At 36.2% G+C, this 24,393-nt stretch carries 22 protein-coding genes; 18 read left to right on the forward strand and 4 right to left on the reverse strand.

All coding sequences use genetic code 11. From position 1 onward, the window contains the following. Window positions 1–102: 102 nt before the first annotated feature. The 4 genes from AQ616_RS08675 to AQ616_RS08690 all read left to right on the forward strand — a co-directional run bounded on the left by AQ616_RS08675 (window position 103) and on the right by AQ616_RS08690 (window position 4,317). Window positions 103–2,265, forward strand: a complete 2,163-nt coding sequence (locus AQ616_RS08675; protein ID WP_017797775.1) for a DNA topoisomerase III — start codon at window positions 103–105, stop codon at window positions 2,263–2,265. 226 nt (window positions 2,266–2,491) lie between these two features. Further along, complete coding sequence (locus AQ616_RS08680; protein ID WP_017797774.1) at window positions 2,492–2,908, forward strand: YwqH-like family protein; 417 nt, start codon at window positions 2,492–2,494, stop codon at window positions 2,906–2,908. Then, window positions 2,909–3,181: a YwqI/YxiC family protein gene (locus AQ616_RS08685; RefSeq protein ID WP_017797773.1), complete on the forward strand. Its 273-nt coding sequence runs from the start codon at window positions 2,909–2,911 to the stop codon at window positions 3,179–3,181. 65 nt (window positions 3,182–3,246) lie between these two features. After that, window positions 3,247–4,317 carry a glycosyltransferase gene (locus tag AQ616_RS08690; RefSeq protein ID WP_069685562.1) on the forward strand — a complete coding sequence of 357 codons (1,071 nt, stop codon included), beginning with the start codon at window positions 3,247–3,249 and terminating at the stop codon, window positions 4,315–4,317. A 110-nt stretch (window positions 4,318–4,427) separates the two neighbouring features. On the opposite strand, the gene AQ616_RS08695 is transcribed toward AQ616_RS08690, so the two are convergent. Together AQ616_RS08695 and AQ616_RS08700 are read right to left on the reverse strand one after the other, a co-directional pair. Next, a complete protein-coding gene (locus AQ616_RS08695; RefSeq protein ID WP_069685563.1) occupies window positions 4,428–6,167 on the reverse strand; it encodes an exosporium glycoprotein BclB-related protein in 1,740 nt (579 codons plus the stop codon). A 155-nt stretch (window positions 6,168–6,322) separates the two neighbouring features. Further along, complete coding sequence (locus AQ616_RS08700; RefSeq protein ID WP_397351685.1) at window positions 6,323–6,532, reverse strand: DUF2188 domain-containing protein; 210 nt, start codon at window positions 6,530–6,532, stop codon at window positions 6,323–6,325. 188 nt (window positions 6,533–6,720) lie between these two features. Between AQ616_RS08700 and AQ616_RS08705 the strand changes: the two genes are divergently transcribed. The 5 genes from AQ616_RS08705 to AQ616_RS08725 all read left to right on the forward strand — a co-directional run bounded on the left by AQ616_RS08705 (window position 6,721) and on the right by AQ616_RS08725 (window position 12,409). Then, a complete protein-coding gene (locus tag AQ616_RS08705; protein ID WP_069685565.1) occupies window positions 6,721–7,926 on the forward strand; it encodes a M20 metallopeptidase family protein in 1,206 nt (401 codons plus the stop codon). Further along, a complete protein-coding gene (locus AQ616_RS08710) occupies window positions 7,919–9,226 on the forward strand; it encodes an amidohydrolase (RefSeq protein WP_084822453.1) in 1,308 nt (435 codons plus the stop codon). The genes AQ616_RS08705 and AQ616_RS08710 overlap by 8 nt, the downstream gene beginning before the upstream one ends. A gap of 5 nt (window positions 9,227–9,231) precedes the next feature. After that, window positions 9,232–10,560 carry a hypothetical protein gene (locus tag AQ616_RS08715; RefSeq protein WP_069685566.1) on the forward strand — a complete coding sequence of 443 codons (1,329 nt, stop codon included), beginning with the start codon at window positions 9,232–9,234 and terminating at the stop codon, window positions 10,558–10,560. A 25-nt stretch (window positions 10,561–10,585) separates the two neighbouring features. Next, complete coding sequence (locus AQ616_RS08720; RefSeq protein WP_069685657.1) at window positions 10,586–12,076, forward strand: AbgT family transporter; 1,491 nt, start codon at window positions 10,586–10,588, stop codon at window positions 12,074–12,076. A gap of 93 nt (window positions 12,077–12,169) precedes the next feature. After that, window positions 12,170–12,409, forward strand: a complete 240-nt coding sequence (locus tag AQ616_RS08725) for an indolepyruvate ferredoxin oxidoreductase subunit alpha (RefSeq protein ID WP_017797767.1) — start codon at window positions 12,170–12,172, stop codon at window positions 12,407–12,409. A 252-nt stretch (window positions 12,410–12,661) separates the two neighbouring features. On the opposite strand, the gene AQ616_RS20070 is transcribed toward AQ616_RS08725, so the two are convergent. Both AQ616_RS20070 and AQ616_RS08730 read right to left on the reverse strand, forming a co-directional pair. After that, on the reverse strand, window positions 12,662–12,796 hold the full coding sequence (locus tag AQ616_RS20070) for a hypothetical protein (protein WP_017797766.1): 135 nt from the start codon (window positions 12,794–12,796) through the stop codon (window positions 12,662–12,664). Between the two features lie 15 nt (window positions 12,797–12,811). Then, window positions 12,812–14,869 (reverse strand): thioredoxin domain-containing protein, encoded by a 2,058-nt coding sequence (locus AQ616_RS08730; RefSeq protein WP_069685567.1) that lies wholly within the window; start codon window positions 14,867–14,869, stop codon window positions 12,812–12,814. Window positions 14,870–15,038: 169 nt separating this feature from the next. Between AQ616_RS08730 and AQ616_RS08735 the strand changes: the two genes are divergently transcribed. The 9 genes from AQ616_RS08735 (at window position 15,039) to AQ616_RS08775 (ending at window position 24,388) form a co-directional block, all read left to right on the forward strand. Then, entirely contained in the window at window positions 15,039–16,022 is a 984-nt protein-coding gene (locus tag AQ616_RS08735; RefSeq protein ID WP_017797764.1) for a LacI family DNA-binding transcriptional regulator, read from the forward strand. After that, window positions 16,023–16,895 carry a ribokinase gene (gene rbsK, locus AQ616_RS08740; RefSeq protein ID WP_069685568.1) on the forward strand — a complete coding sequence of 291 codons (873 nt, stop codon included), beginning with the start codon at window positions 16,023–16,025 and terminating at the stop codon, window positions 16,893–16,895. It begins immediately after the preceding gene. 5 nt (window positions 16,896–16,900) lie between these two features. Next, the gene (gene rbsD, locus AQ616_RS08745; RefSeq protein WP_069685569.1) at window positions 16,901–17,296 is read left to right on the forward strand and encodes a D-ribose pyranase; all 396 of its coding nucleotides are present in this window, start codon (window positions 16,901–16,903) and stop codon (window positions 17,294–17,296) included. A gap of 192 nt (window positions 17,297–17,488) precedes the next feature. Continuing rightward, a complete protein-coding gene (locus tag AQ616_RS08750) occupies window positions 17,489–18,982 on the forward strand; it encodes a sugar ABC transporter ATP-binding protein (protein ID WP_069685570.1) in 1,494 nt (497 codons plus the stop codon). Beyond that, window positions 18,972–19,910 (forward strand): ABC transporter permease subunit, encoded by a 939-nt coding sequence (locus AQ616_RS08755; RefSeq protein WP_017797760.1) that lies wholly within the window; start codon window positions 18,972–18,974, stop codon window positions 19,908–19,910. The genes AQ616_RS08750 and AQ616_RS08755 overlap by 11 nt, the downstream gene beginning before the upstream one ends. 13 nt (window positions 19,911–19,923) lie before the next feature. Beyond that, window positions 19,924–20,835 (forward strand): ribose ABC transporter substrate-binding protein RbsB, encoded by a 912-nt coding sequence (gene rbsB, locus AQ616_RS08760; RefSeq protein ID WP_069685571.1) that lies wholly within the window; start codon window positions 19,924–19,926, stop codon window positions 20,833–20,835. A 489-nt stretch (window positions 20,836–21,324) separates the two neighbouring features. Beyond that, window positions 21,325–22,623, forward strand: a complete 1,299-nt coding sequence (locus tag AQ616_RS08765) for an ABC transporter substrate-binding protein (RefSeq protein WP_017797758.1) — start codon at window positions 21,325–21,327, stop codon at window positions 22,621–22,623. Window positions 22,624–22,709: 86 nt separating this feature from the next. After that, complete coding sequence (locus tag AQ616_RS08770; RefSeq protein ID WP_017797757.1) at window positions 22,710–23,570, forward strand: carbohydrate ABC transporter permease; 861 nt, start codon at window positions 22,710–22,712, stop codon at window positions 23,568–23,570. Beyond that, window positions 23,570–24,388: a carbohydrate ABC transporter permease gene (locus AQ616_RS08775; RefSeq protein ID WP_017797756.1), complete on the forward strand. Its 819-nt coding sequence runs from the start codon at window positions 23,570–23,572 to the stop codon at window positions 24,386–24,388. Before AQ616_RS08770 ends, AQ616_RS08775 begins: the two co-directional genes overlap by 1 nt. Window positions 24,389–24,393 lie beyond the last annotated feature (5 nt).

Here is a 24,393-nt window from a genome sequence, read left to right on the forward strand (position 1 = left end):
TAGAGAGGATGTTGTGATTGCATCATGCCATACAGTTTGATGAAAATATGTTACAGTAAACATTGAAATAATATAGATAATCTTCGAAATGAGGAGTCATAAATGAGTAAAACAGTAGTTTTAGCAGAAAAGCCATCCGTTGGTCGAGATATAGCGAAAGTACTCGGATGCCATAAAAAAGGAAATGGATACTTAGAGGGATCAAAGTATATTGTAACGTGGGCTTTAGGACACTTAGTAACATTGGCAGATCCAGATATGTATGACAGTAAATATAAAACATGGCGTATGGAAGATTTACCTATGCTTCCAGACCACTTGAAGCTTGTGGTAATGAAAAAGACAAGTAAGCAATTCCAGTCGGTAAAAACCCAACTAAACCGTCAAGACGTTGCCGATATTGTTATCGCTACAGATGCAGGTAGAGAAGGTGAGTTGGTAGCACGTTGGATTATTGAAAAAGCCAGAGTAAAAAAACCGATTAAACGACTTTGGATTAGTTCCGTGACAGATAAAGCAATAAAAGATGGATTTAAACATTTGAAGCCTGGAAAGAATTATTGGAATTTATACCAATCTGCTGTAGCACGTTCAGAGGCTGATTGGTATGTAGGACTTAATGCTACAAGAGCATTAACAACGAAACATAATGCTCAATTATCTAGTGGACGTGTGCAGACTCCTACATTGGAAATGGTGGCGTTACGAGAACAAGAAATCAAAAATTTTCAACCGCAAAAGTTCTATCAATTAGAAGCCAAAACAAACAAAGGACACCGCTTTTTGTGGAAAGATGATAAGAACCAAAACCGAATCTTTTCAAAAAAACACGCATTTAAGTTAGAAGAACAATTAAGTAATAAACAAGCTACAGTCATTCATGTAGATAAAAAACTGAAAAAGAAACACGCTCAAGGGCTATACGATTTAACGGATTTACAACGTGATGCAAACCGAATATTTCAATTTTCAGGTAAACAAACATTATCTGTTATGCAAAAACTATACGAACAGCATAAATTGGTAACTTATCCCCGAACAGATTCAAGACATTTATCGACCGATATCATACCTACACTAAAAGATCGAGTAAAGGCATGTGGTGTAGATGAATATGCGAAAACGGCAAATACTATTTTGAAAAAAGAATTACGATTGAGTAAATCGATTGTAGACAATTCAAAAGTAACGGATCATCATGCCATTATTCCAACAGAGGTTCCAGTTGATTGGACTGCATTAGATGAGAAGGAAAAAAAGATATATCACTTAATTGTACAAAGATTTTTGGCAGCTTTGTCTGATCCTATGGAATATGAGCAAACAACGATTACCATTGACATTGCAGGCGAACAATTTATAGCTAATGGTAAAGTTACGAAAAGACTAGGGTGGAAAGAAATTTATAAACACAGTGATGAGGAAGACGAGCTACAACCATTAAACATTTCAAAAGGTAGCAAATTATCACTAAAAGTTGAGGTGAAAGAAGGAGAAACAAAGCCACCTGAACGCTTTACTGAAGGTACTATTTTGCAAGCAATGGAAAACCCGACTCGTTATATGGGTACAAATAAAAAAGAATTGGTAGATACAATTAAAGAAACGGGTGGAATAGGTACTGTAGCAACCCGTGCAGATATTATTGAGAAACTATTTATGAATAGCTATATTGAATTAAAAGGAAGAAATATTCATTTAACACAAACGGGCCGTCAACTTTTAGATCTCGCACCAGAAGAATTGCGCTCTCCTTTGTTAACTGCAGAATGGGAACAAAAATTATCTCTTATTGCGGAAGGGAAATTAAAGAAAGACCAGTTTATCAAAGAAATTAAATCATACACTAAAGAAGCAGTTTCAGAAATTAAGCAAAGTAATGAAACTTTCAAGCATGATAACATGACTGGAACTAAATGTCCGAAGTGTGGAAAACTTATGCTAGAGATTAAAAATAAACACGGAAAAAAATTAGTATGCCAGGATCGTTCATGTGGAGGCAAGAAAAATATTGCTAAGTATACGAATGCTCGCTGTCCAAATTGCCATAAACGATTAGAGCTTCGCGGAGAAGGCGATGGACAAATATTCACTTGCAAGTGTGGGCATCGTGAAAAATTATCTACTTTCCAGGCAAGAAGAGAGAAAGAAAAAAAACAACGTGTGTCAAAGAAAGATGTGAAAAAATACTTGAATAAACAAGATGAAGGATTTAAAAATAATGCTTTAGCTGACGCATTGGCTAAACTAAAGAAAGATGAATAAAAAATTATTATGAAAGAAACTGTCTCTCTTTGAGGGCAGTTTCTTTCATTTAACAATTCGCAATATAATTTTTATAATAGATACTTAATACTTAGTTCTTTTTAACTAATTTTGTTTGAATTTAAAATAAAAACAGTGCTATTCTACTCTACGAATGATATAGATTTGTCGCTATAATATAAAGATATGATGGGATTTTTCTGATTTTGAAACGAGGTGTGTTTGAATGTCTTTACATTCAATTGATTTACAAATGAGTAATGTTCATGAGCAAATTTATAACTTAAATTATCAAATGGATCAGAGAAGAGAAGATCTAGAACGGTTAGAACAAGTAATTAGTGACGTAAAATTATATCAACAAGAATATAACCAAAGTAAAAAACATTGGGAACAACCGTTATTAACTCATTCGACATGGGCAGGAGATTTTGCAGAACAATTTGAATCTATACGAGAAGAAAACATCCGGGAAAGCTATCATCATGTTTCAAGGATTCAATTAGACCAAATTTTACATACACTTTTGAAAGCAAGAGATACATTACGTTCAGAAGTCACTGGTTTAGAATCTGATATTCAACATCAAGAATTACGGTTGGATGATTTAGAAGTGATGAAGCGAGAGGAGCAATTTTCATAGATGAGCGAGATTAAATTAGATATTGCGCAAGTTGAGCAAAAACTTATTTTATTAAATGAAACAATTGCAAATTTACATATTGACATTCAAGAACCACCTACCGGACAAAGTATTATGGACTTTTCAGAAAAAATCAATGAAATTAATCAAAATATGAAGCAAATATTTCAAACATATCAGCAACTAGCTGAGCAACATGTAAAATCGACAAAGTTGGTTGTAGAATCCCTCGAAGAAGCAGAAAAAATGTCTGCGCAAAATTTTAATATTTAAGGATAATATCAGTAAGATTCCCTCCATCATACAATATTTTAAATAAATATTGGTGGTGGTAAGAAATGATCAGTATAAGTTTATGTATGATTGTAAAAAACGAAGAGGACGTTTTGCAACGTATTCTGTCTTGTGCAAAACGTTTTTGTGATGAAATTATAATTGTAGATACTGGATCAACAGATACTACGATGGATATAGCGAGAAAATATACGGATAAAATTTATGAGTATGAATGGGTAGATTCTTTTGCAAAAGCTAGAAACTTTTCATTCTCAAAAGCAACTAAGGATTATATCTTATTTTTAGATGCAGATGATATTATTGATGATAAAAATATAGGAGAAATAATAAAATTAAAGAGTAAACTAGAGTCGACATATGATGTTGTCACTATGAAATATATAACTGCCACAGATGAATATGGTAATCCAACTTTTTCCTTTAAACGACATCGCTTAGTGAAACGTTCAAGGAATTTTTTGTGGTATGGTAATGTACATGAATATTTAGCTGTAAATGGTAAAGTATTAGATACGGAGATTTCAATAATTCATAAACCGACTTCCATAAATAAAAAAGATAGCAATAGAAATATAAAAATTTATGAGAAAATGATAAAAGAAGAAGTAGAGTTTACTCCGCGGGACTTATTTTATTATGCAAACGAATTAAAGGATCATAAGCGTTATCAAGAAGCGATTGATAAGTATGTAGCATTTCTAGTAACAAGAGAAGGTTGGATAGAAGATAATATTCGTGCATGCATTTATATGGCGAATTGTTATCAAATTCTTGAACAGTATGAGAAAGAAATTGATTGTTTACTTCAATCTTTATCATTTGATATACCGAGACCAGAGGTATCTTGCCGTTTAGGAGATTTGTATAAAAAAAGATTGCAATACCAAAAAGCAATAGTTTGGTATAAGATAGCTTTAGAAAAAGAAGCTGAAAACAATATGGGTTTTCAGTTGAAAGACTATTCCACTTGGTATCCTCATTTACAATTATGTGTTTGTTATTGGCACATTGGAGATAAGGAACATTCTGAATATCATAATCAAAAAGCAAAAGAATTTCGACCAAATGATAAAAGAATTTTATCAAATGAGCAGTTGTTTATGCGTAAGTAACGGGAAGTAATCCTCCGATTGAAGAAGGTTCAATTTATGGAAGAAAAAAATGACCACTCTTTTAGAGGAATGGTCATTTTTCTGTTGTGTATTATTAAAAGTTAATGAGATTAACTAATGGTAATTCCAGCACTTGCATATCCAGCTACTGTTGTAGCAACTGTAAGTCCGGTTCCTGTAACTGAGAAAACCATTAATAATCGATCTCCTGCAGTAACTGGAATAGACAGCCCTGATATTAGTCCTCTCGCAATTGCTCCGATTGATATAATCCCTGTTAAACTAGGTGTAAGAGCAACGTTTGTTCCGGCTATAGCAGTAAATGTGTTTGTAGCTGGTGTAGCAGATCGGAAAAGTTGAGCATTGACTGTCACGCTCGATGTTAATAAACTTAGAGCTGCTGTAACGCTAAAATAAGCTGATATAGATGTTATTGTTCCAGCTCTTGGAACAGAGAATGCCATATTCAATAACGTTCCTGTTGCGCCAGTTAGGTCAATGGTTGTTCCTCCTACCAGTGCTGTATTAGCAACGTTTCCAAAGCCAACTAAACCAACAGTTCCGGCTAATCCCGTTAATAAAACGGTTAATGCAGTTGGTAAACCCGAAGCAAAAGGGATAATTGCACTTGCTCCAGTTACTCCCGTAGGTCCTGTAGGCCCGGTTGCCCCAGTAGCTCCGGTAACGCCGTCAAGTCCGTCCGCCCCGGTAGGCCCTGTCGCGCCAGTGGCACCGGTAGCGCCGACGAGTCCATCTGCGCCGGTAGGTCCTGTAGCGCCCGTGGCACCGGTAGCCCCTGCCACTCCATCCGCGCCCGTAGGTCCAGTGACGCCAGTTGGGCCGGTAGCACCAACGATTCCGTCCGCGCCCGTAGGTCCTGTAACGCCAGTTGGTCCAGTAGCGCCGACGAGACCATCCGCGCCGGTAGGTCCTGTAGCCCCAGTTGGACCAGTAGCTCCTGCTACTCCATCCGCCCCCGTAGGTCCTGTAGCGCCAGTGGCACCGGTAGCCCCTGCAATTCCATCCGCGCCGGTAGGTCCTGTAGCCCCAGTTGGCCCGGTAGCGCCATCGATTCCGTCCGCCCCCGTAGGTCCAGTGGCGCCAGTTGGGCCGGTAGCACCGACGATTCCGTCCGTCCCCGTAGGTCCAGTGACGCCAGTTGGACCAGTAGCTCCTGCCACTCCATCCGCGCCCGTAGGTCCTGTAACGCCAGTTGGACCGGTAGCCCCTGCAATTCCATCCGCGCCGGTAGGTCCTGTAACGCCAGTGGCACCGGTAGCTCCTGCAATTCCATCCGCGCCGGTAGGTCCAGTAGCGCCAGTTGGACCAGTAGCTCCTGCTACTCCATCGGCCCCCGTAGGTCCTGTAACGCCAGTTGGACCAGTAGCTCCTGCCACTCCATCGGCCCCCGTAGGTCCAGTGACGCCAGTTGGGCCAGTAGCACCGACGATTCCGTCCGCCCCCGTAGGTCCAGTGACGCCAATTGGACCAGTAGCTCCTGCCACTCCATCCGCGCCGGTAGGTCCCATGGCTCCAGTTGGGCCGGTAGCACCGACGATTCCGTCCGCGCCGGTAGGTCCCGTGGCTCCAGTCGGTCCGATCAAGCCGTCAATTCCGCCAGCCCCAGTCGGTCCTGTAACTCCAGTAGCCCCTGTGGCGCCCGTCGGCCCAGTTGCCCCAGTCGGTCCAGGAGGTGTTAAAGGGTCAATACATGTACACTTATATCTACAGTTACAATGGAATTCTGGTCGATAATAATCATAACTATCATTCTGATTATATTGATGTCTTCTTCTAGATCTAGAATAGTAAATATTATTTCTTCTATAATCATCATAGTGATTATTCAAAATATAACCCCCCTTAAAAAAATCCTTATATTAATATATACAAGAGCTAAACGGTGGTAAGGGGAAATTACTCACTTCCATATATAATATTTATAAAAATAAATTAAAGCACAAGAAAGAGCTAACCATCTAGGGTTAGCTCCTTAAATTTTTATTTAAATCCCTTTATAATGATACTCGTCCTCAACGTTATTATCACCATCTAATACTTGAACTGTACTAGGTGTATTTTCCTTTGCCATTTGTGTGGCAGCACTAACTGCTTCATCTTTCGAATCGTATAATTCCTCGGGTGCTACATTTTCTAATTTGATAAACCAGCCAGTCGCATCAACATTTGGTGTTACGGTATATAATCTCATCAAACAAAGCTCCTTTAATCTATGAATTTATTAAAGATATTCCCCTGTGTAATTATTTTTAAACGAAAAAGGTCATCATTGATAATAAGAACTAATTTTCAAATAAATATGTACAAATTTAAGATTTTCCTATATAATTCTCAAAAAAGGAATATTAAAGGAAATTTTCCGTTAATAATGGAGGGATAAATATGAGAGATATCGATCAACAACTATCAGATTTAACGGATGAAATTATTAATAATCGAAGATTTTTACATGAAAATCCGGAATTAAGCCATCAAGAAAAAGAAACATCTGCTTTTGTACAGCGGAAATTACAAGAATATGGTATTGACTATGAGGTAGGATTTTCTGGATATGGCGTGTTAGGAATTATAAAGGGAGAAAAGCCTGGAAAAACCGTTGCATTAAGAGCTGATATGGATGCACTTCCTATTCAAGAGGAAACAGATTTATCTTTTAAATCAAAAAAAGCAAATATCATGCATGCATGTGGACATGATGCACACACCGCTATGCTTTTAGGTGCAGGGTTTATTTTAAAACAAATGCAAAAAGAATTATCAGGTACCATACTACTTGTATTCCAACCTGCAGAAGAAGATGCGCCAATAGGTGGTTCACAAGCAATGATGGATAGCGGAGTATTTTCTACATATGAGCCAGATGTAATATTTGCTCAACATGTATGGCCGTCTATAAAGCCTGGAATTATTGGGGTGCATGATAAAGAAGTGATGGGGGCTTCGGATCGTTTCAAGATAACAATCGAAGGTAAAGGTGGACATGCAAGTATGCCACACCAAACGAATGATGCTGTGATTGCAGCTGGTCATTTAATTACCTCTCTGCAGACTATCGTTAGTAGAAATTTAGATCCGATGGAAGCGTCTGTAGTTACTGTTAGTATGTTAGAAGCCGGAAGTGTGCCAAATATCATTCCAAAAACAGTTATGTTACAAGGTTCTATTCGAACATTCCAACCACATATTCAAAAGCGATTAAAGGAACGTTTTTTTACTATTACTAATCAAATTGCGGAAGCTTTTGGTACGAAGGCTGAAATTGATTATCAAGAAGGATATCCTGCAACTATTAATACTCCAAAATGGGCACGAATTGCTCGCCAGTCTGCGCAGCGAGTGTATGGTGAATCTGCAACACCAGATTTGAATCCTGCTTTAGCTGGAGAAGATTTCGGTAGATTTTTACAAAAATATCCAGGAGCTTTTGTTTGGTTAGGTACTCAAATAGAGAATGAATATGAACAAGCACCACTTCATGACAGTAAATTTCAAATTGATGAGCGAGCACTACCGAATGGGACAAAATTGTTAGTTCAAATAGCGCTAGATGCCTTACGAGAGTTGGAACAGGAGGCAAATCATGTCTAAGTATATTCACAATTTAAATCAAGAACTAACTCAATGGCGTAGAATGTTTCATTCTTATCCAGAACTAGGATTTACAGAATATTTAACTACTTATCGCATAGGGAAAATTTTAGAGGAATGGGATTATACGTTATTTATTGGTAAAGATGCTCTTGATTCTGATGCAAGGGTAGGTATACCAAATAAAGACATATTAACTCATTTTGAACAAAAGGCAAAAGAGCAAGGGGTTGAGGAATCTTGGCTTCGTAAAATGACAGGTGGAAATACTGGGTTAGTAGCTACCTTTGATACAGGTAGGCCGGGTAAACATATTGCTCTTCGATTTGATATAGACGCATTACCAATTAATGAATCAACACATCAATCTCATATACCAGCAAGCAAAGCGTTTAACTCCATAAATCCAAGAGTGATGCATGCATGTGGTCATGATGGTCATATAACGATTGGGTTAGGGGTTGCTAAATATATTTATGAACATCAAAACCAATTAGTCGGAAAATTCACCTTCTTATTCCAACCAGCAGAAGAAGGTGGCCGAGGAGCTTTAGCAATGACAAAAAAAGGCTGGTTAGCTAACGTTGATCGCTTTTATGCTGGGCATATTGGAATAAAAGAAATGTCTGTTGGCAATGTTGCTGCAACTGTTAAAGGATTCCTTGCCTCAACTAAATTAAATGTTCGCTATTATGGTAATGCGTCTCATGCAGGTATGAACCCTGAAACAGGAAAGAATGCACTTCTATCTGCGGCATCAGCTTCGATACATCTATATGGTATACCTAGACATAGTGAAGGTACAACGAGAGTAAATGTTGGAAGATTAGAAGCAGGTAGTGGCAGAAATATTATTCCTGACGCAGCTTATATGGAAGTAGAGGTTCGCGGGGAGACAAAAAAATTAAATAATTATATGACAGAGCATGCAAAAAGAATAATAAATTCTGCTGCCACGATGCACGATACGGAATGTGAAATAACAACTGTCGGTTCAACAGAGGAAATGGATTGTAGTTCATCCATAATAAATAACATTAAACATGCATGTAAAAAAAGTAACTATGTAAAAAACGTCATTTCAGAGACATCGGTTTCTGGTTCTGAAGATGCGAGCTATATGATGAATGAAGTACTGAAACATGGTGGGGAAGCAACATATATGTTATTTGGTACAAAATTAGATTATCCGCATCATCATCCATCCTTTGATTTTCAGGAAGAGGTATTACCTGTTGCTGTTGATACTTTTACTAGAATTATAGAACAAGAGAATATTTATAGTATTGGAGAGGGGTAGATAATGTGAAAATAAAAATTGGGGTTATTGGACCTGCTGATTCCGTGAAACAAATAATGGCAGTGGCAAAAGAATTTCCGAATACTGAAATTACCCCTTTTACGTATAATTATTTAGAAGAAATACATGCCATTATTCAAGAAAATGATTTTCGAATGGATCAATGGTTTTTTTCCGGGATTTTAAATTACAGTTATGCAATCGAAAAGAAGTTGGTTACAAATCTTAATGCTTTATATCCAAATATGAGTGGATCAACTTTCTTCGGTACATTATTAGAAGCTCAACTAGAAAACAATCAAGTGTATAAACGAATAAGTATGGATACAATCACCAATGAAGAGGTTGAAAAGATAGTATCTTATTATCGACTGGAAGAAATAAATTATTTTAATCGTCCGTTTCAATCATATGCAGATCAAGAAGAACGAGTGGAGTTTCATAAAGAATTATTTGAACAAGGCAAAATCGATATTGCTATCACCTTTATATGGGAAACATACAATGAACTCAAAAGGAATGGAATTCCAGTATTTCGTGTTACACCTTCTTATTTATCAATCGAACAAACTTTTCGGATATTAGTTGAAAGGGCAAAAACCTCTCGTTATAAAAATGCACAACTAGCGGTAATTGGTTGCCAAGTCAATATGGATACATCAATAGAAGATATTCATTACTCTTTTCGAATGAAACATAAGGAAATTGAACTTCGAAGAACCCTCTTATTTATTTCCGAAAAGGTTCATGGATCTTTATTACAAATAGGAGACGGATTATTCTTAATATTCACTACCAGAGGTGAAATTGGACCACTATCTGAGGAGGAATTATTAAGTGTGATTCATGATGTAAAAGAGCAAGAAAATATGGAACTTCTAATTACAATTGGCTATGGAGAAACGGTTTCTCAAGCTGAACAGCATGTGCGTAAAGGATTCCATCATCAAAAAGATCAACACCATCCTTCTATTATTATCATTGATGAAGACGAAAGAATCACAGTGAAACATGGGAATGATGCATCTGTTTCCTATAAAACAATTGAATTAGGGGAAAGTTGGCGGAACAAGATTAAACATACAGGTGTTAGCCCAGGTGTAGTCCATCGGATATTTTCATATAGCAAACAATATAACCATAGGGAATTTACCGCTCAAGATTTATCACGATGGCTTAAAGGTACGGACCGAAATGCTAGAAGGATCATTACGTTGTTAGAAAAAGCGAATATCATCGAACAATGTGGTGAGATCCAATCTGGAATTCGTGGCAGACCACGTAGAGTTTTTTGTTTTAAAGAAGATAAAGAATTAAATAAAGGGGGAAATTAAATTGGCTAAGCAAAGGAAAGCACGAATGGCAAAATTTTTAAATGGAGTCGAACGAATAGGTAATAAACTTCCCGATCCATTTATATTATTTATCGTATTGGCAGCTCTTGTTGCTGTAGCTTCATGGGTAATTTCGTTATTTGATGTAACATTCGTAGTACCTGGTGATGAGCCAGAGGAATTAGCTATAAAGAGTATTCTTTCTGCCGAGGGGATCCAATATATACTATCGGATACATTGGAAAATTTTGTAGGATTCGCTCCTCTAGGTATTGTATTGACGATGATGCTAGGTATTGGATTAGCTGATAAAGTAGGATTAATTGAAACCGGGATAAAGAGTACGATTTTGAAAGCACCAAGATCACTTGTTACGTATGCAATTGTACTAACTGGTATTTTAGGGAATATTGCATCCGATGCGGCTTTTGTTATCATTCCTCCATTAGCGGCAATGGTATTTTATAATCTAGGACGCCATCCATTAGCAGGACTTGCAGCTGGATTCGCTGGAGTTGGAGCTGGCTTTACATCTAATCTAATTGTCACAGGAACCGATGCATTGCTTGCTGGGATTTCCACAGAAGCAATTCGAACAGTTAATGAGAATTTATCCGTAACTCCTGTTGATAACTGGTACTTTATGATGGCTTGTACATTTATCTTAACGTTTGTTGGTGGTTTCATCACAGAAAAAATTGTAGAACCACGTTTAGGTAAGTACGAAGGTAATGCAGGAGAAGAAGTAAAAGAAACTACTTCACTAGAAATGAGAGGTTTAAGAAATTCGGTTATAGCTTGTGTGATTTTTGTCGCATTACTTGTAACTGCAATTTTGATTCCTAACTCTCCATTAACTGGTGAAGATGGAAGTATTGTTCCTTCTCCATTCTTAACTGGGATCGTACCAATTTTATTATTATTTTTTGTAGTTGCAGGCGTCACTTATGGGGTTACTGTTGGGAAAATTAAATCATCTAGAGATGTTGGTTCCTTTATGGGAGAAGCAATGAAAGATATGTCTGGTTTCATCGTATTAGTGTTTGCAGCTTCTCAATTTATTGCTTACTTTAGTTGGACTAATATGGGAGCCTGGATAGCAATTAGTGGGGCTGAATTCTTGCAATCTATTGGAATGACAGGAATTATAGTAATACTAGCATTTGTGTTGTTTACAACAATTCTAAACTTGTTTGTATTTAGTGGTTCGGCACAATGGGCTTTGGAAGCGCCAATTTTTGTACCAATGTTCTATTATTTAGGGTACAGTCCTGCATTTGTACAAGCAGCATATCGCATTGCAGATTCTTCTACTAATGTTATTACTCCAATGAATCCATATATGATAATCGTATTAGGATTTGTGGGACAGTACGATAAAAAAGCTGGTCTAGGAACAATCATTGCATTGATGTTACCTTATACTATTTTCTTCTTAATCACATTTACTATTATGTTATTAATTTTCTACTATACTGGTATTCCATTTGGACCAGGTGTAGATGTACATGTTTAAAGATAAAGTGATATCAAATGGTTTACTTCTTTTTTGAAAACCCTTATCATTTAAGGTGAGCATTGTTTAATGAGTAAGGAGGTAAATCCATCTATGGCTTTTGTCATACTTGACCCTTGTAGAGGTGAGAAAGCAGGAGAATGCGTTAGTGTATGTCCTGTTGATTGTATAGAAGAAGGCGTAAAACAGTTTTACATTGATCCGGATATTTGTATTGATTGTGGAGCTTGTAAAGCAGTATGCCCTGTATCTGCCATTGAAGAAGAATATGATCTAACTCCTGATCAAGAAAAATATTTAGAAGAGGCAGAAGAGTTTTTCGCCAATAGATAAAGAAACAAAGGCGCAAGCGCCCGTTTAGCAACGTAGCGAGTGCGCCTCTGTTTTTTGAGGAAGTTCGGCAATCGTCGTAATCTTTACAAGTACCTAATTTTATAATTTACTAGATAATAAAAAAAAGAAGGCTTGTTGTAGTGGACAAGTCTTCTTTTTTTATTAGTGTTTTTGACTTCATATTGTACGTGGAGAGAAACGGCTACATTAGGGGCATGCGCCTAGCAACTAGGATCTTCAAACTTATGCGGATTACCTTTCATTATCTTCTATAGCTATCTTACTGGCAATCCAACGTTTTGCTGTTTCTTCATCGATATCATATACTTTTCCAGCACGTAATAATTCTCCATGATAAGCAGTCTGTACATTCATTTTTACTTTCATATAAAACTCTCCTTTCTACTTAGTCTCCTTGATTATTTCTGCTAAAACTTCCTTAATAGAAGTAGTTGGTTGATTACAGTGAAAATTGGAGCACAAATAATAGGTTGTTTGTCCATTGATTTTTTTAAAATTCTCTCCAGTAGGTAATAACTTGGCTAGAGACTTAGAATCTTTTACGGAGATAATATGGACATTCGGTAAATAACTCTCTCTAATTTGATTAAAGAAAACTTCCGTGTTTTCCCCGATGATAATGACTTGCTTCGTCTTGTCTTGTTGTAAAAATAAATTTCGCATAAAGAAAGATGCTCCACTTGGGTCATTATGAAGTTCTTTATAAAAAGTATACATCATCGTATCAATATACTGATAATAATTCATATTTTCAGTTAAGTTTGCTAATCGAGACAATTGAATGCTGGCAAGGCTATTACCTGATGGTATAGGACTATCGAAGATTTCCTTTTCTCTGGATATTAATTGCTCTGCGTCATTCGCTACAAAAAAGAATCCACCTTGATTACTATCCCAGAAAAGTTCAATCATATCGTTTGCAATTGTTTCTGCTTTTTTAAGGTAGTCAATTTCCATTGTAGCTTGATATAGTTCTATATACCCCCAAAGGATAGCTGCATAGTCATCTAGAAATCCTTTCGTGTTGGTTTTTCCATGTCGATAACTTGCGAACCATCGATTATTTTTGGTCAGTAAATCTCTTAATTGAGCCATTGCCTTTATAGCGTGATTAATCCAATTCTCATTTAGAAAAACTCTTCCTGCCTTAGCAAGTGCAGCTATCATATATCCATTCCAACTTGTTAGAACCTTATCATCTGTTGCAGGAGCTACTCGTTGTACTCTCGCTTTTTCTAATGTATCTAAACTCTTAGTCAATGTTGTCTTTACCTTCTCTACATGAATTCCATAAGTGGATGCAAGTGACTCTATAGAAATACCCCGCCGATAAGGTAGATTCTTTCTTTGATGAACACCCACTGGGGAAATTCCATATACTTCAGCGAACAGATCTCCTTCATCTTCACCTAATAAAGAATATATTTCTTCAAGTGACCAGAGATAATAAGCTCCTTCTTCTCCGTTTGAATCTGCACTTAAAGAAGCATAAAAACAATCATTTTCAGCTGTCATTTCTCTTTTTACAAATTGGATAATTTGGTCAACTTTTAATTGATAGTAAGGATCTTTCGTGATGAGAAACATATCTACGCAAACATCTAATAAAAAAGCTTGGTCATAAAGCATTTTCTCGAAATGAGGAAACATCCATTTTCTATCAGTAGCATATCGGAAAAGTCCGAATCCCACATGATCCCAAGTACCGCTTCTAAAAATTGACTTTAATGTCATATCCGTCATTTTTAATGCATTTTTTTCTCCAGTTATATGGTAATAATGAATTAAAAAAGAAAGGTGTTGGGGAGAAGGAAATTTAGGTTCTTTATGAAAACCTCCATACTGGTAGTCAAATACATCTTTGACTTGTTTGTAAGTTCTTACCGTATCTTCACTAGTAAGTGATTCATTACTTTTTTTAATAAGCGTTTCTTGTAATGCATATTCAACTTTTTCCATATACTCCGTTATTTGTTGTGGATCTTCATCATACTTTTTAGCGATTGTAGGTAATATATCCATTAACCCCGGTAAACCATAATTTTGGTGCTTTGGAAAATAAGTTCCTGCAAAAAAAGGGACTTGGTCATCCGTCATAATAATTGATAATGGCCAACCACCATGTCCAGTCATCATTTGACATGTTTTCATATATAAACCATCTATATCAGGTCTTTCCTCTCGATCTACTTTAATAGAGATATAATGTTGATTTAATAGTGCAGCAACTTCTTCATCCATAAAGGATTCTCGGTTCATGTCATGGCACCATGTACAACTACTGTAACCTATACTTAAAAAGATAGGTTTTTGTTCCTTTTTTGCTTTATTAAATGCCTCTTCCCCCCATGGATACCAATCTACTGGATTATTTACATGTTGTAGTAAATAGGGAGAGGTTTCATTAATTAAATGATTATGATGTTCTGAGGATTCCATATATAAGCTCCACCTTTTCTTTATGGTCTCCTTCTATCATACGAAATAGAATAATGGATTTCCAGAAACTGTACAGTAACGGGTGATAATTTCTATTGCTATCAAAACGCTTTCATGATAATATTTTATCTGTAAACGGTTCCACATTTTCTTGAAGGAATGAATGAATATGACAGTAACTATTAAAGATGTAGCTAAAAAAGCAGGTGTATCAGCGGCTACTGTATCAAGAGTACTTAATAATAGTGGATATGTATATGAGGATACAAGGAAAGCAGTTATGGAAGCAATTAATCACCTGCAATATAAGCCTAATGAAGTTGCACGGTCTTTGTATAAAAGAACATCTAAGTTAATTGGACTTGTATTACCAGATATTACAAACCCATTTTTTCCTGCATTAGCAAGAGGAGTAGAAGACAATCTTCAACAACAAGGGTATCGTGTTATTTTTGGTAATACGGATGGTGATACCACAAAGGAAATGGAATATATTGATACATTTTTACAACATAACGTTGTTGGATTAATAGCTTCTGTGGATCACTTGCATCATGAAGTGCTTACTAATTTGCGTGTACCGGTTGTTACAGTCGATCGTATTACCGAAGAACTTCCTGCAGTGTATGCAGATCATAAATCAGGAGGGCGATTAGCTGCAGAAAAATTAATATCATCTGGTTGTGAAAAAATTGTTGTTCTAAGAGGGCCGCAAGATGCGAAACCGTTATATGATCGATTTCAATCAGCGATGCAATATTTAAGTGAAAAGAACGTTTCGGTCAATTTTATAGATTGTCAGTTATCTTTTGAAGATGGTAGAAAGAAAGCAAAAGAGCTATTTAATCAATTCCCTGATACAGAAGGGATTATTGCTTGTAATGATTTAGTAGCTGCTGCGATGTTACATGAAGCTGTAACAAGAGGAATTAACGTACCAACTGATTTACAAGTAATCGGGTACGATAATATAACGATTAGTGAAATTGTGCATCCAAGTCTTACAACCATTCATCAGCCAACTTATGATATGGGCGTAAAAGCAGCAGACATGCTTATAAAACTCATAAATAAAGAAAAACTAGGTATGATACACGAACAATTACCTGTTTACTTAAAAGAAAGAAATTCAACATTAAATGGAGGAATATAGATGGTAAATATAACTGTAGTAGGAAGCTCATCAATTGACCTGGTCGTAACAGCTCCAGCAAGACCAAAGGCAGGAGAGACAATAATTGGTAATGATTTTCAAACGGTGCCAGGTGGTAAGGGAGCGAATCAAGCTGTAGCTGCATCTCGGTTAGGTGCAAATGTATCCATGATTGGAAGAGTAGGAAAGGATACGTTTGGTAAGGAAATTTTAAGCAATTTACAAGACAACGGTGTTTCTGTGAAGTATGTGGAACCGGTTACCGATGTTGCATCTGGAACTGCGCATATTACGTTAGCTGAAGAAGATAATAGCATCATTTTCGTAAAAGGTGCGAATGATTATGTGACGTCAGATTATATAAGAAAATCGATGGATAAATTGAAAGAAGCGGATATGGTGTTGATCCAACAAGAAATTCCTGAAGAGACGGTGGAGTTTGTAGTAGAAACTTGCCACGCTTTCGAAGTACCAGTGTTACTAAATCCAGCTCCTGCAAGAGAAGTATCCAATAGAGTAATAGAACGTGCCACTTATCTTACCCCAAATGAACATGAATTTGCGGTTATGTTTGGCAATGAGAACCGAAGCGAGGTATTACAACGCTATCCTAATAAATTATTCATTACTGAAGGAAAAAATGGTGTACGCTACTATGACGGTGAAAAAGAAGTCGTAGTTCCTTCTTTTGAAGTTACCCCTGTAGACACTACTGGAGCTGGAGATACCTTTAATGCTTCATTCGCAGTTGCAATTGCAGAAGGTAAATCATTAACAGATGCAATTCGTTTTGCAAATAAGGCTGCATCGATATCGATTACAAAATTCGGTGCTCAGGGCGGAATGCCAACAAGAAAAGAGATGGAGGAATAAATCATATGAAGAAAAAAGGTATGTTAAATAGTCATATATCAAAACTTTTATCTGATTTGGGACATACCGATCAAATCGTTATTGCCGATGCAGGGTTACCTGTTCCAGAAGGAGTTAAAAAGATTGATGTAGCCTTAACTCCTGGTACTCCATCTTTTATAGAAGTACTAAATGCACTAATAGATGATATGGTCATTGAAGAAGTAACATTAGCTCAAGAGATTAAGGTAGATAATACTGAAAAACATAAGCAAGTAAAGGAACTTATTAACGATACACCAATAACTTATGTAACCCATGAACAATTCAAATCGTTGAGTAAACAAGCGAAAGCAATTATACGAACAGGAGAAACAACTCCTTACGCAAATTGTATATTACGATCGGGTGTTTTCTTCTAACATATGTATCAGGCAGAAATCTCCTTACTTCAAGACTATGCAGCTTACCTATAGTGAATAAGTTGGATATAAATTACCCGTAAATGTATGACGCTGTTCAAGGGCCATTAGGTCATGCACTTGTAGTAAGAACATTCAGTGCGGAAAACCGACACTGAATGTAGAGTTTTATTAAAGGAGGAGTGATTAAAAATGAAGATTGTCATGGAAAACATTCATAAATCTTTCGGTTCCAACAAAGTGCTCCAAGGTGTAGATTTCACATTAGAACCTGGAGAAATCCATGCGCTGATGGGAGAGAATGGAGCTGGAAAGTCTACATTAATGAATATTCTCACAGGTCTTTTCCCTTCAAACCAAGGTTCGATTACTATTGATGGAGTAAAAACACAATATAAAGATTCAAAGGAATCGGAGCAAGCAGGAATTGCATTTATACGTCAAGAGTTAAATATATTACCACAGATGACCGTATTAGAAAACCTGTTTATCGGTAAAGAAATGACAAATGCATTTGGATTCTTAAAAGAAAAAGTAATGAAGAAACAAGCAGAAGCAGTCTTCGATAGATTAGATTTTTCAATTCCTTTTGATAAAGAAGCGGGCGAATGCTCTGTTGGTGAACAACAACTAATTGAAATTGCCAAAGCGCTAATGTTAAACGCTAAAGTTATTATCATGGATGAGCCAACAGCTGCACTCACAGATAGAGAAATCGATAAGTTATTTGAAATTATGAAAGAGCTTACACAACAAGGAGTTTCATTGGTTTATATTTCACATCGCATGGAAGAAATTTTTGCGATTTGTGATCGTATTACTGTCATGCGAGATGGTACTTCTGTAACAACATCTTGGATCAAAGATACAAACTATAACGAGGTTGTCAAACAAATGGTAGGAAGAGAACTGGAAGAACGTTATCCTGATCGTACTTCTACATTAGGCGATCCAATATTACAAGTGAATAACTTTAATCGCAAAGGCTATTTCAAGGATATAAGTTTTTCCGTTAAAGAAGGAGAAATACTCGGTGTTTCCGGATTAATGGGCGCTGGACGTACAGAGATTATGCGAGCAATTTTTGGAATAGATGATGTAGATCAAGGGGAAATAATCCTCGATGGTAATAGAATGACAATTAAAGATCCAACAGATGCGATGAAAGCAGGAATAGCATTCATTACAGAAAACCGAAAAGATGAAGGATTAGTTTTAGACTTTTCGATTAGAGAGAACATAGGTTTATCAAATTTAAAAAGCTTCTCCAGTAAAGGGTTTATCAAAGGTAAAGACGAAAAAGATTTTGTTGAACTTATGATAAAGCGATTACAAATTAAAACACAGACCCAGGAGCTACCTGTAGGTAACTTATCTGGTGGGAACCAGCAAAAGGTTGTCATTGCAAAATGGGTAGGGACATCGCCAAGAGTATTAATTATGGACGAACCTACTAGAGGAATAGATGTTGGAGCAAAACGAGAAATTTATCAGTTGATGAATGAATTAACAGAACGAGGCTTAGCAATTATAATGATTTCTTCTGATTTACCAGAAGTACTTGGAATGAGTGACCGAGTAATGGTTATACACGAAGGGAAGATTGCAGGAGAATTAGCACGAGAAGAAGCCACGCAAGAAAAAATAATGACATATGCTACAGGAGGGAATGGGCATGAAAAATAATAAAATAGATTCGATGTGGCAAAAAGTAATTCCGTTAATAGCTTTAGTATTACTAATTGTCACTGTTACCATCATGAATCCAGCATTTTTAGATCCAGCAAATATTATGAACTTACTAAGACAAATTTCTATTAATGGATTAATTGCGTTTGGTATGACATTTGTAATTTTAACAGGCGGAATAGACCTCTCAGTAGGCTCAATTCTTGCTTTGTCAAGTGCGATAGCGGCTATTATGATGACGTCTGGAATTGATCCTATTTTAGCCGTGATTATCGGTGTTTTATTAGGTGCTGTTTTTGGGGCGCTGAATGGTATTTTAGTATCAAAAGGAAACTTGGCACCATTCATTGTTACATTAGCAACAATGACCATATTTAGAGGATTAACATTAGTGTTTACAGATGGTAAACCGGTAACTGGATTAGGAGATTCTTATGCCTTTCAATTATTTGGTAAAGGATACTTTTTAGGAATACCGGTTCCGGCAGTAACGATGATTATTGCTTTTGTGATTCTTTGGTTCTTACTTCATAAGATGTCATTTGGACGTAAAACATATGCAATCGGTGGGAATGAAAAGGCAGCAAAAATATCAGGTATTAAGGTAGACCGTGTAAAAATCTTTATTTACTCTATCAGTGGTATGATGGCAGCGTTAGCAGGAATGATTCTTACTTCACGTCTTAATTCTGCTCAACCAACTGCAGGTACTTCCTATGAAATGGACGCTATTGCTGCCGTAGTTCTTGGTGGTACAAGTCTTGCTGGAGGGAAGGGACGTATAGCAGGTACGTTTATCGGGGTATTGATTATCGGTATTTTAAACAATGGAATGAACTTACTAGGTATTTCCTCTTTCTATCAACAAGTAGTAAAAGGTGTCGTTATCCTAATCGCAGTACTACTAGATCGTAAAAAATCTTAACGAGGTGAATATAATGAAGAATTTCCAAATAGCATTATTAAGTGTAATGTTGTTATTTTTAGCAGCATGTTCCATGGAAAGTCCATTTGTAAATAATGGTTCAGATAACGAAGGGAATATAAAAATTGGACTAAGTATTTCTACAATGGAGAATCCTTTTTTTGTTACATTGCATGATACGATTGTGAAAGAAGCGGAAGAACAAGGCATGGATATTGTTACTGTAAATGCACAAGATGATGCCTCAGTGGAAATTAGTGGAATAGAAGATTTAATTCAACAGCAAGTAGATATCTTATTAATTAACCCAACAGATTCAGCAGCGGTATCTTCAGCGGTACAATCTGCAAATGCTGCAGATATTCCTGTTATTACAATTGATCGTTCAGCGGATGAAGGAGAGGTCGAAACATTAATAACATCAGACAATATATCTGGTGGAGAAATGGCAGCAGAATTTATCGCTGAAACAGTTGGAGAAGATGCAAATGTTGTTGAACTTCAAGGAATCGCAGGAGCATCAGCAACCCGTGAACGTGGTGAAGGCTTCCATAATGTTGCTGAAGAAAAACTGAATGTATTGGTTTCTCAACCGGCAAATTTTGATCGAACAGAAGGTTTAACGGTTATGGAAAATACGTTACAAGGGTATAACGATATTGATGCTGTATTTGCGCACAATGATGAAATGGCATTAGGCGCGATTGAAGCTATCAAAGCAACCGGAAAAGATATTGTTGTTGTAGGGTTTGATGGTGTAGATGATGCAATTGCTGCTGTAGAAGCAGGAGAACTAACAGCGACAGTAGCTCAACAGCCTGATTTAATGGGACAGGAAGCGATTAATACAGTGCAAGAAGTTTTTGCAGGGAATGATGTGGATGAATTAATTCCAGTACCATTAGACTTAAAAACAAAAGAATAATTATTGTAAGCCAAACGAACACGATAATTATTATTATTGTGTTTGGTTTGGCTTTTTTCATACTCTAGAATCTATTTCATATATAACGGGGAATAAAAAATATATTTCAAGCAATTAGGCGGGAATTAAGCTGCCTGTAATGACCGAATCTTCCACCTAACATTAAGTAGCATTATGCATAATTTATGCAAACGATTTAATAAAATTTAAATTAATTAGAAGTTGAATTTCTATTACTTAGATGTTGTTATATCAATTATTGAGCATAGGTATAGTTAACTTTAATAGTATGGTAATTAAAACATACGATAAAAAAGGGTTGTTGGTTTCCTATGCTTATGATATTATTCAGATATATTAATGCAAACGTTTTCCTTGTTTGCATACCAGGGCATAAATTATATGTCCTAAATTAATAGAGTGTTATGAAAGCGCTATTTTATAGTGTTTTCATAAATTACTAAAAAATACTACTTAGGGGTGGGGTTCATGAAAAGAAACAAAACGTTTCTTACAAAAGGGTTTATCGCATTTATGTTTGTAGCTGTACTTATTATAGCTGGTTGTTCTTCTGGTGATGAAAATGAAGAGTCAACAGATGGAAAAACAGTAGTAGATATTTTCCAATTTAAAGTAGAATTTAAAGAACAATTTGAAGAAATTGTTAAACAATATGAAGAAGAAAATCCTGATGTGAAAATTGATGTTCAAACAGTAGGTGGAGGAAATGATTATGCTGCTTCCTTAAAATCATCTTTTGCTGCTGGAAATGAACCGGCAATTTTCAATGTTGGTGGACCGACTGAAGTAGAGGAGTATCATGATTATTTAGCCGATCTTTCTGATACAAAAGCAGCTGAAGCAGCATTGGAAGGGACGTTAACAGGGGTTATGGAAGAAGATAAAATATTAGGACTTCCATATAGCCAAGAAGGATATGGATATATTTATAACAAAGAAATTTTTGAGCAAGCTGGAATCAATCCAGAGGAATTAACTACTTATGAAGCGTTGGAAGAAGCTTTCGCTACAATTGATAGTCAAAAAGAAGATTTAGGTCTTGAAGCAGTAATGGCTTTACCTGCTAAAGAACTATGGGTAATGGGGAATCACTTAGCAAATACGTATATCGCACCAGATTTTAATAATGATATTATGGAGGCTTATGAATCTCCAACTATTCCTTTTTCAAAAGGTGACGAATTACAACGTATGCTAGATTTACAGAATGAATATTCTGTACAACCAGTATTGAGCCTAGATTACTCTCAACAAGTAGAACAATTATTCTCAACTGGAAAAGTAGCAGTTATTCAGCAAGGTAATTGGATTTATCCTACAGTAGAACAAATGGACGCGGAGTTTGCAGAAAACAATATCGGTATGATTCCAATTCCGGTTGACGGCTTGGAAGGCCAGTTGCCAGTTGGTGTTCCTCAATATTGGGTAGTAAACAAGAATAAAGATGAAAAAGTTCAACAAGCTGCAAAAGATTTCTTAGATTGGTTATATACATCCGATGCTGGTAAAGATTTTGTTTTAGATGAGTTTAAATTTATTCCTGCATATGAAGGGTATGATACAGAACGTATTGCTGATCCTCTCTCTCAAACAGTATATAAATATGCACAGGAAGGTGACACGATTGGTTGGGTGTTTATGGCATCTCCTGTAGGTTGGCAAGAAGATTCAATGGCGGTTAATATGCAGCGTTATTTAAGTGGAGATATTTCATGGGAAGAAGTAATTGAACAATCTACCGCTGATTGGGAAAACGCTAGACAATAACGTATGAAGAAATAGCCAACAAAATAATGAAGATTATTTTGTTGGCTATTAATATATCGGCATTAAGCAAAGGAGGGGAAGTAGTCATGAAAAATAGAAGTCTATCTTTCTGGTTATTTATGACACCAACATTGGTAGCTTTAGGTTTAGTAGTATTTGTTCCTTTTATATATGGTTTATTCTATTCATTTACGGATTGGAACGGATTACAAGCAAACAACTTTTTAGGATTTGAAAACTATATTAAATTATTTCAGGAAAGAGAATTTCTAAATGCAATTTGGTTTACGATAAAATTTGCAGTTGTATCTATTGTTCTTGTGAATATCATCGGTTTAGGACTTGCGCTTCTCGTTACGCAAAAATTAAAAACAAGTAACCTATTCCGTACGGTATTCTTTATGCCTAACTTAATCGGTGGATTGATTTTAGGTTTCATCTGGCAGTTTATTTTTGTAAGTGCATTTAATAGTGCAGGACAATTACTAGGACTAGAATTCCTACAAGGATGGCTTTCCGATGCTACTACTGGTTTCTGGGGATTAGTCATTTTAAATGCATGGCAATATGGCGGTTATATTATGATTATTTATATTGCTTATCTTGAAGCGGTTCCTCAAGAATTAATGGAAGCATCTGAAATTGATGGAGCAAATCCTTTTCAACGTTTTTGGAAAGTTACATTTCCACTAGTGGCACCTGCATTTACTATCAGCATGTTTTTAACACTGTCAAATGCATTCAAAATGTACGATCAAAACCTTGCATTAACTGGAGGAGGACCCTTCAAATCGACGGAAATGATCGCAATGGATATTTATAATACTGCTTTTAGTGATTATGATATGGCATTTGCTCAAGCAAAAGCAGTTGTATTCTTTGTCCTCGTTGCAGCTGTAGCTTTGACACAAGTGTACTATAATAAGAAGAGGGAGGTTGACCTATAATGAAAGAGAAAAAAAGAAATCGATTATTATTATTAATCTTAGGTTTATTCCTTACATTATTATGGTTATCTCCATTTTATTTAATGTTTGTTAATGCATTTAAAACAAAGAATGATATTTTCACAAATATTTTAGGATTTCCAACAGAATGGACATTAGATAATTTCGTGCAAGCTTTTATTGACTTAGATTTTGCTAATTCATTATTTAATTCAGTACTTGTTAGTTTACTAAGTGTCGGAATTATAATTATCTTCTCGTCAATGGCTGGATATGCACTTGCTCGAAATACGAGTAAACTAAGTGCGGTCTTGTTTATGATCTTTGTCGCTGCCATGTTAATTCCATTCCAATCTGTCATGATTCCACTTGTATCAGTCTTTGGTCAGGTTGACATGCTAAATCGTTGGGGATTAATTTTTATGTATCTTGGATTTGGTTCTAGTCTATCCATTTTCTTATATCATGGTGCAATGACTGGGATTTCTAAATCATTAGATGAAGCAGCTATCATTGATGGAGCAAATAAATGGCAATTATTCTGGAAGATTATCTTCCCGATGCTAAAGCCGATTTCTGTAACGGTGATGATTTTAAACTTAATCTGGATTTGGAATGACTATTTATTACCATCTCTTGTTTTGAGTGCTAATGAAGCTACTATTCCATTGAAAATGTTCTTCTTCTTTGGTCAATATACGAAACAATGGCATTTAGCATTAGCTGGTTTAACTATAGCAATTATTCCAGTAATCATTATTTACTTTATTGCACAGAAACATATTATTAAGGGAGTATCAGAGGGAGCTGTCAAATAATCCTT

It is taken from the genome of Oceanobacillus sp. E9 (assembly GCF_001741975.1).
Taxonomy (GTDB): domain Bacteria; phylum Bacillota; class Bacilli; order Bacillales; family Amphibacillaceae; genus Oceanobacillus; species Oceanobacillus kimchii.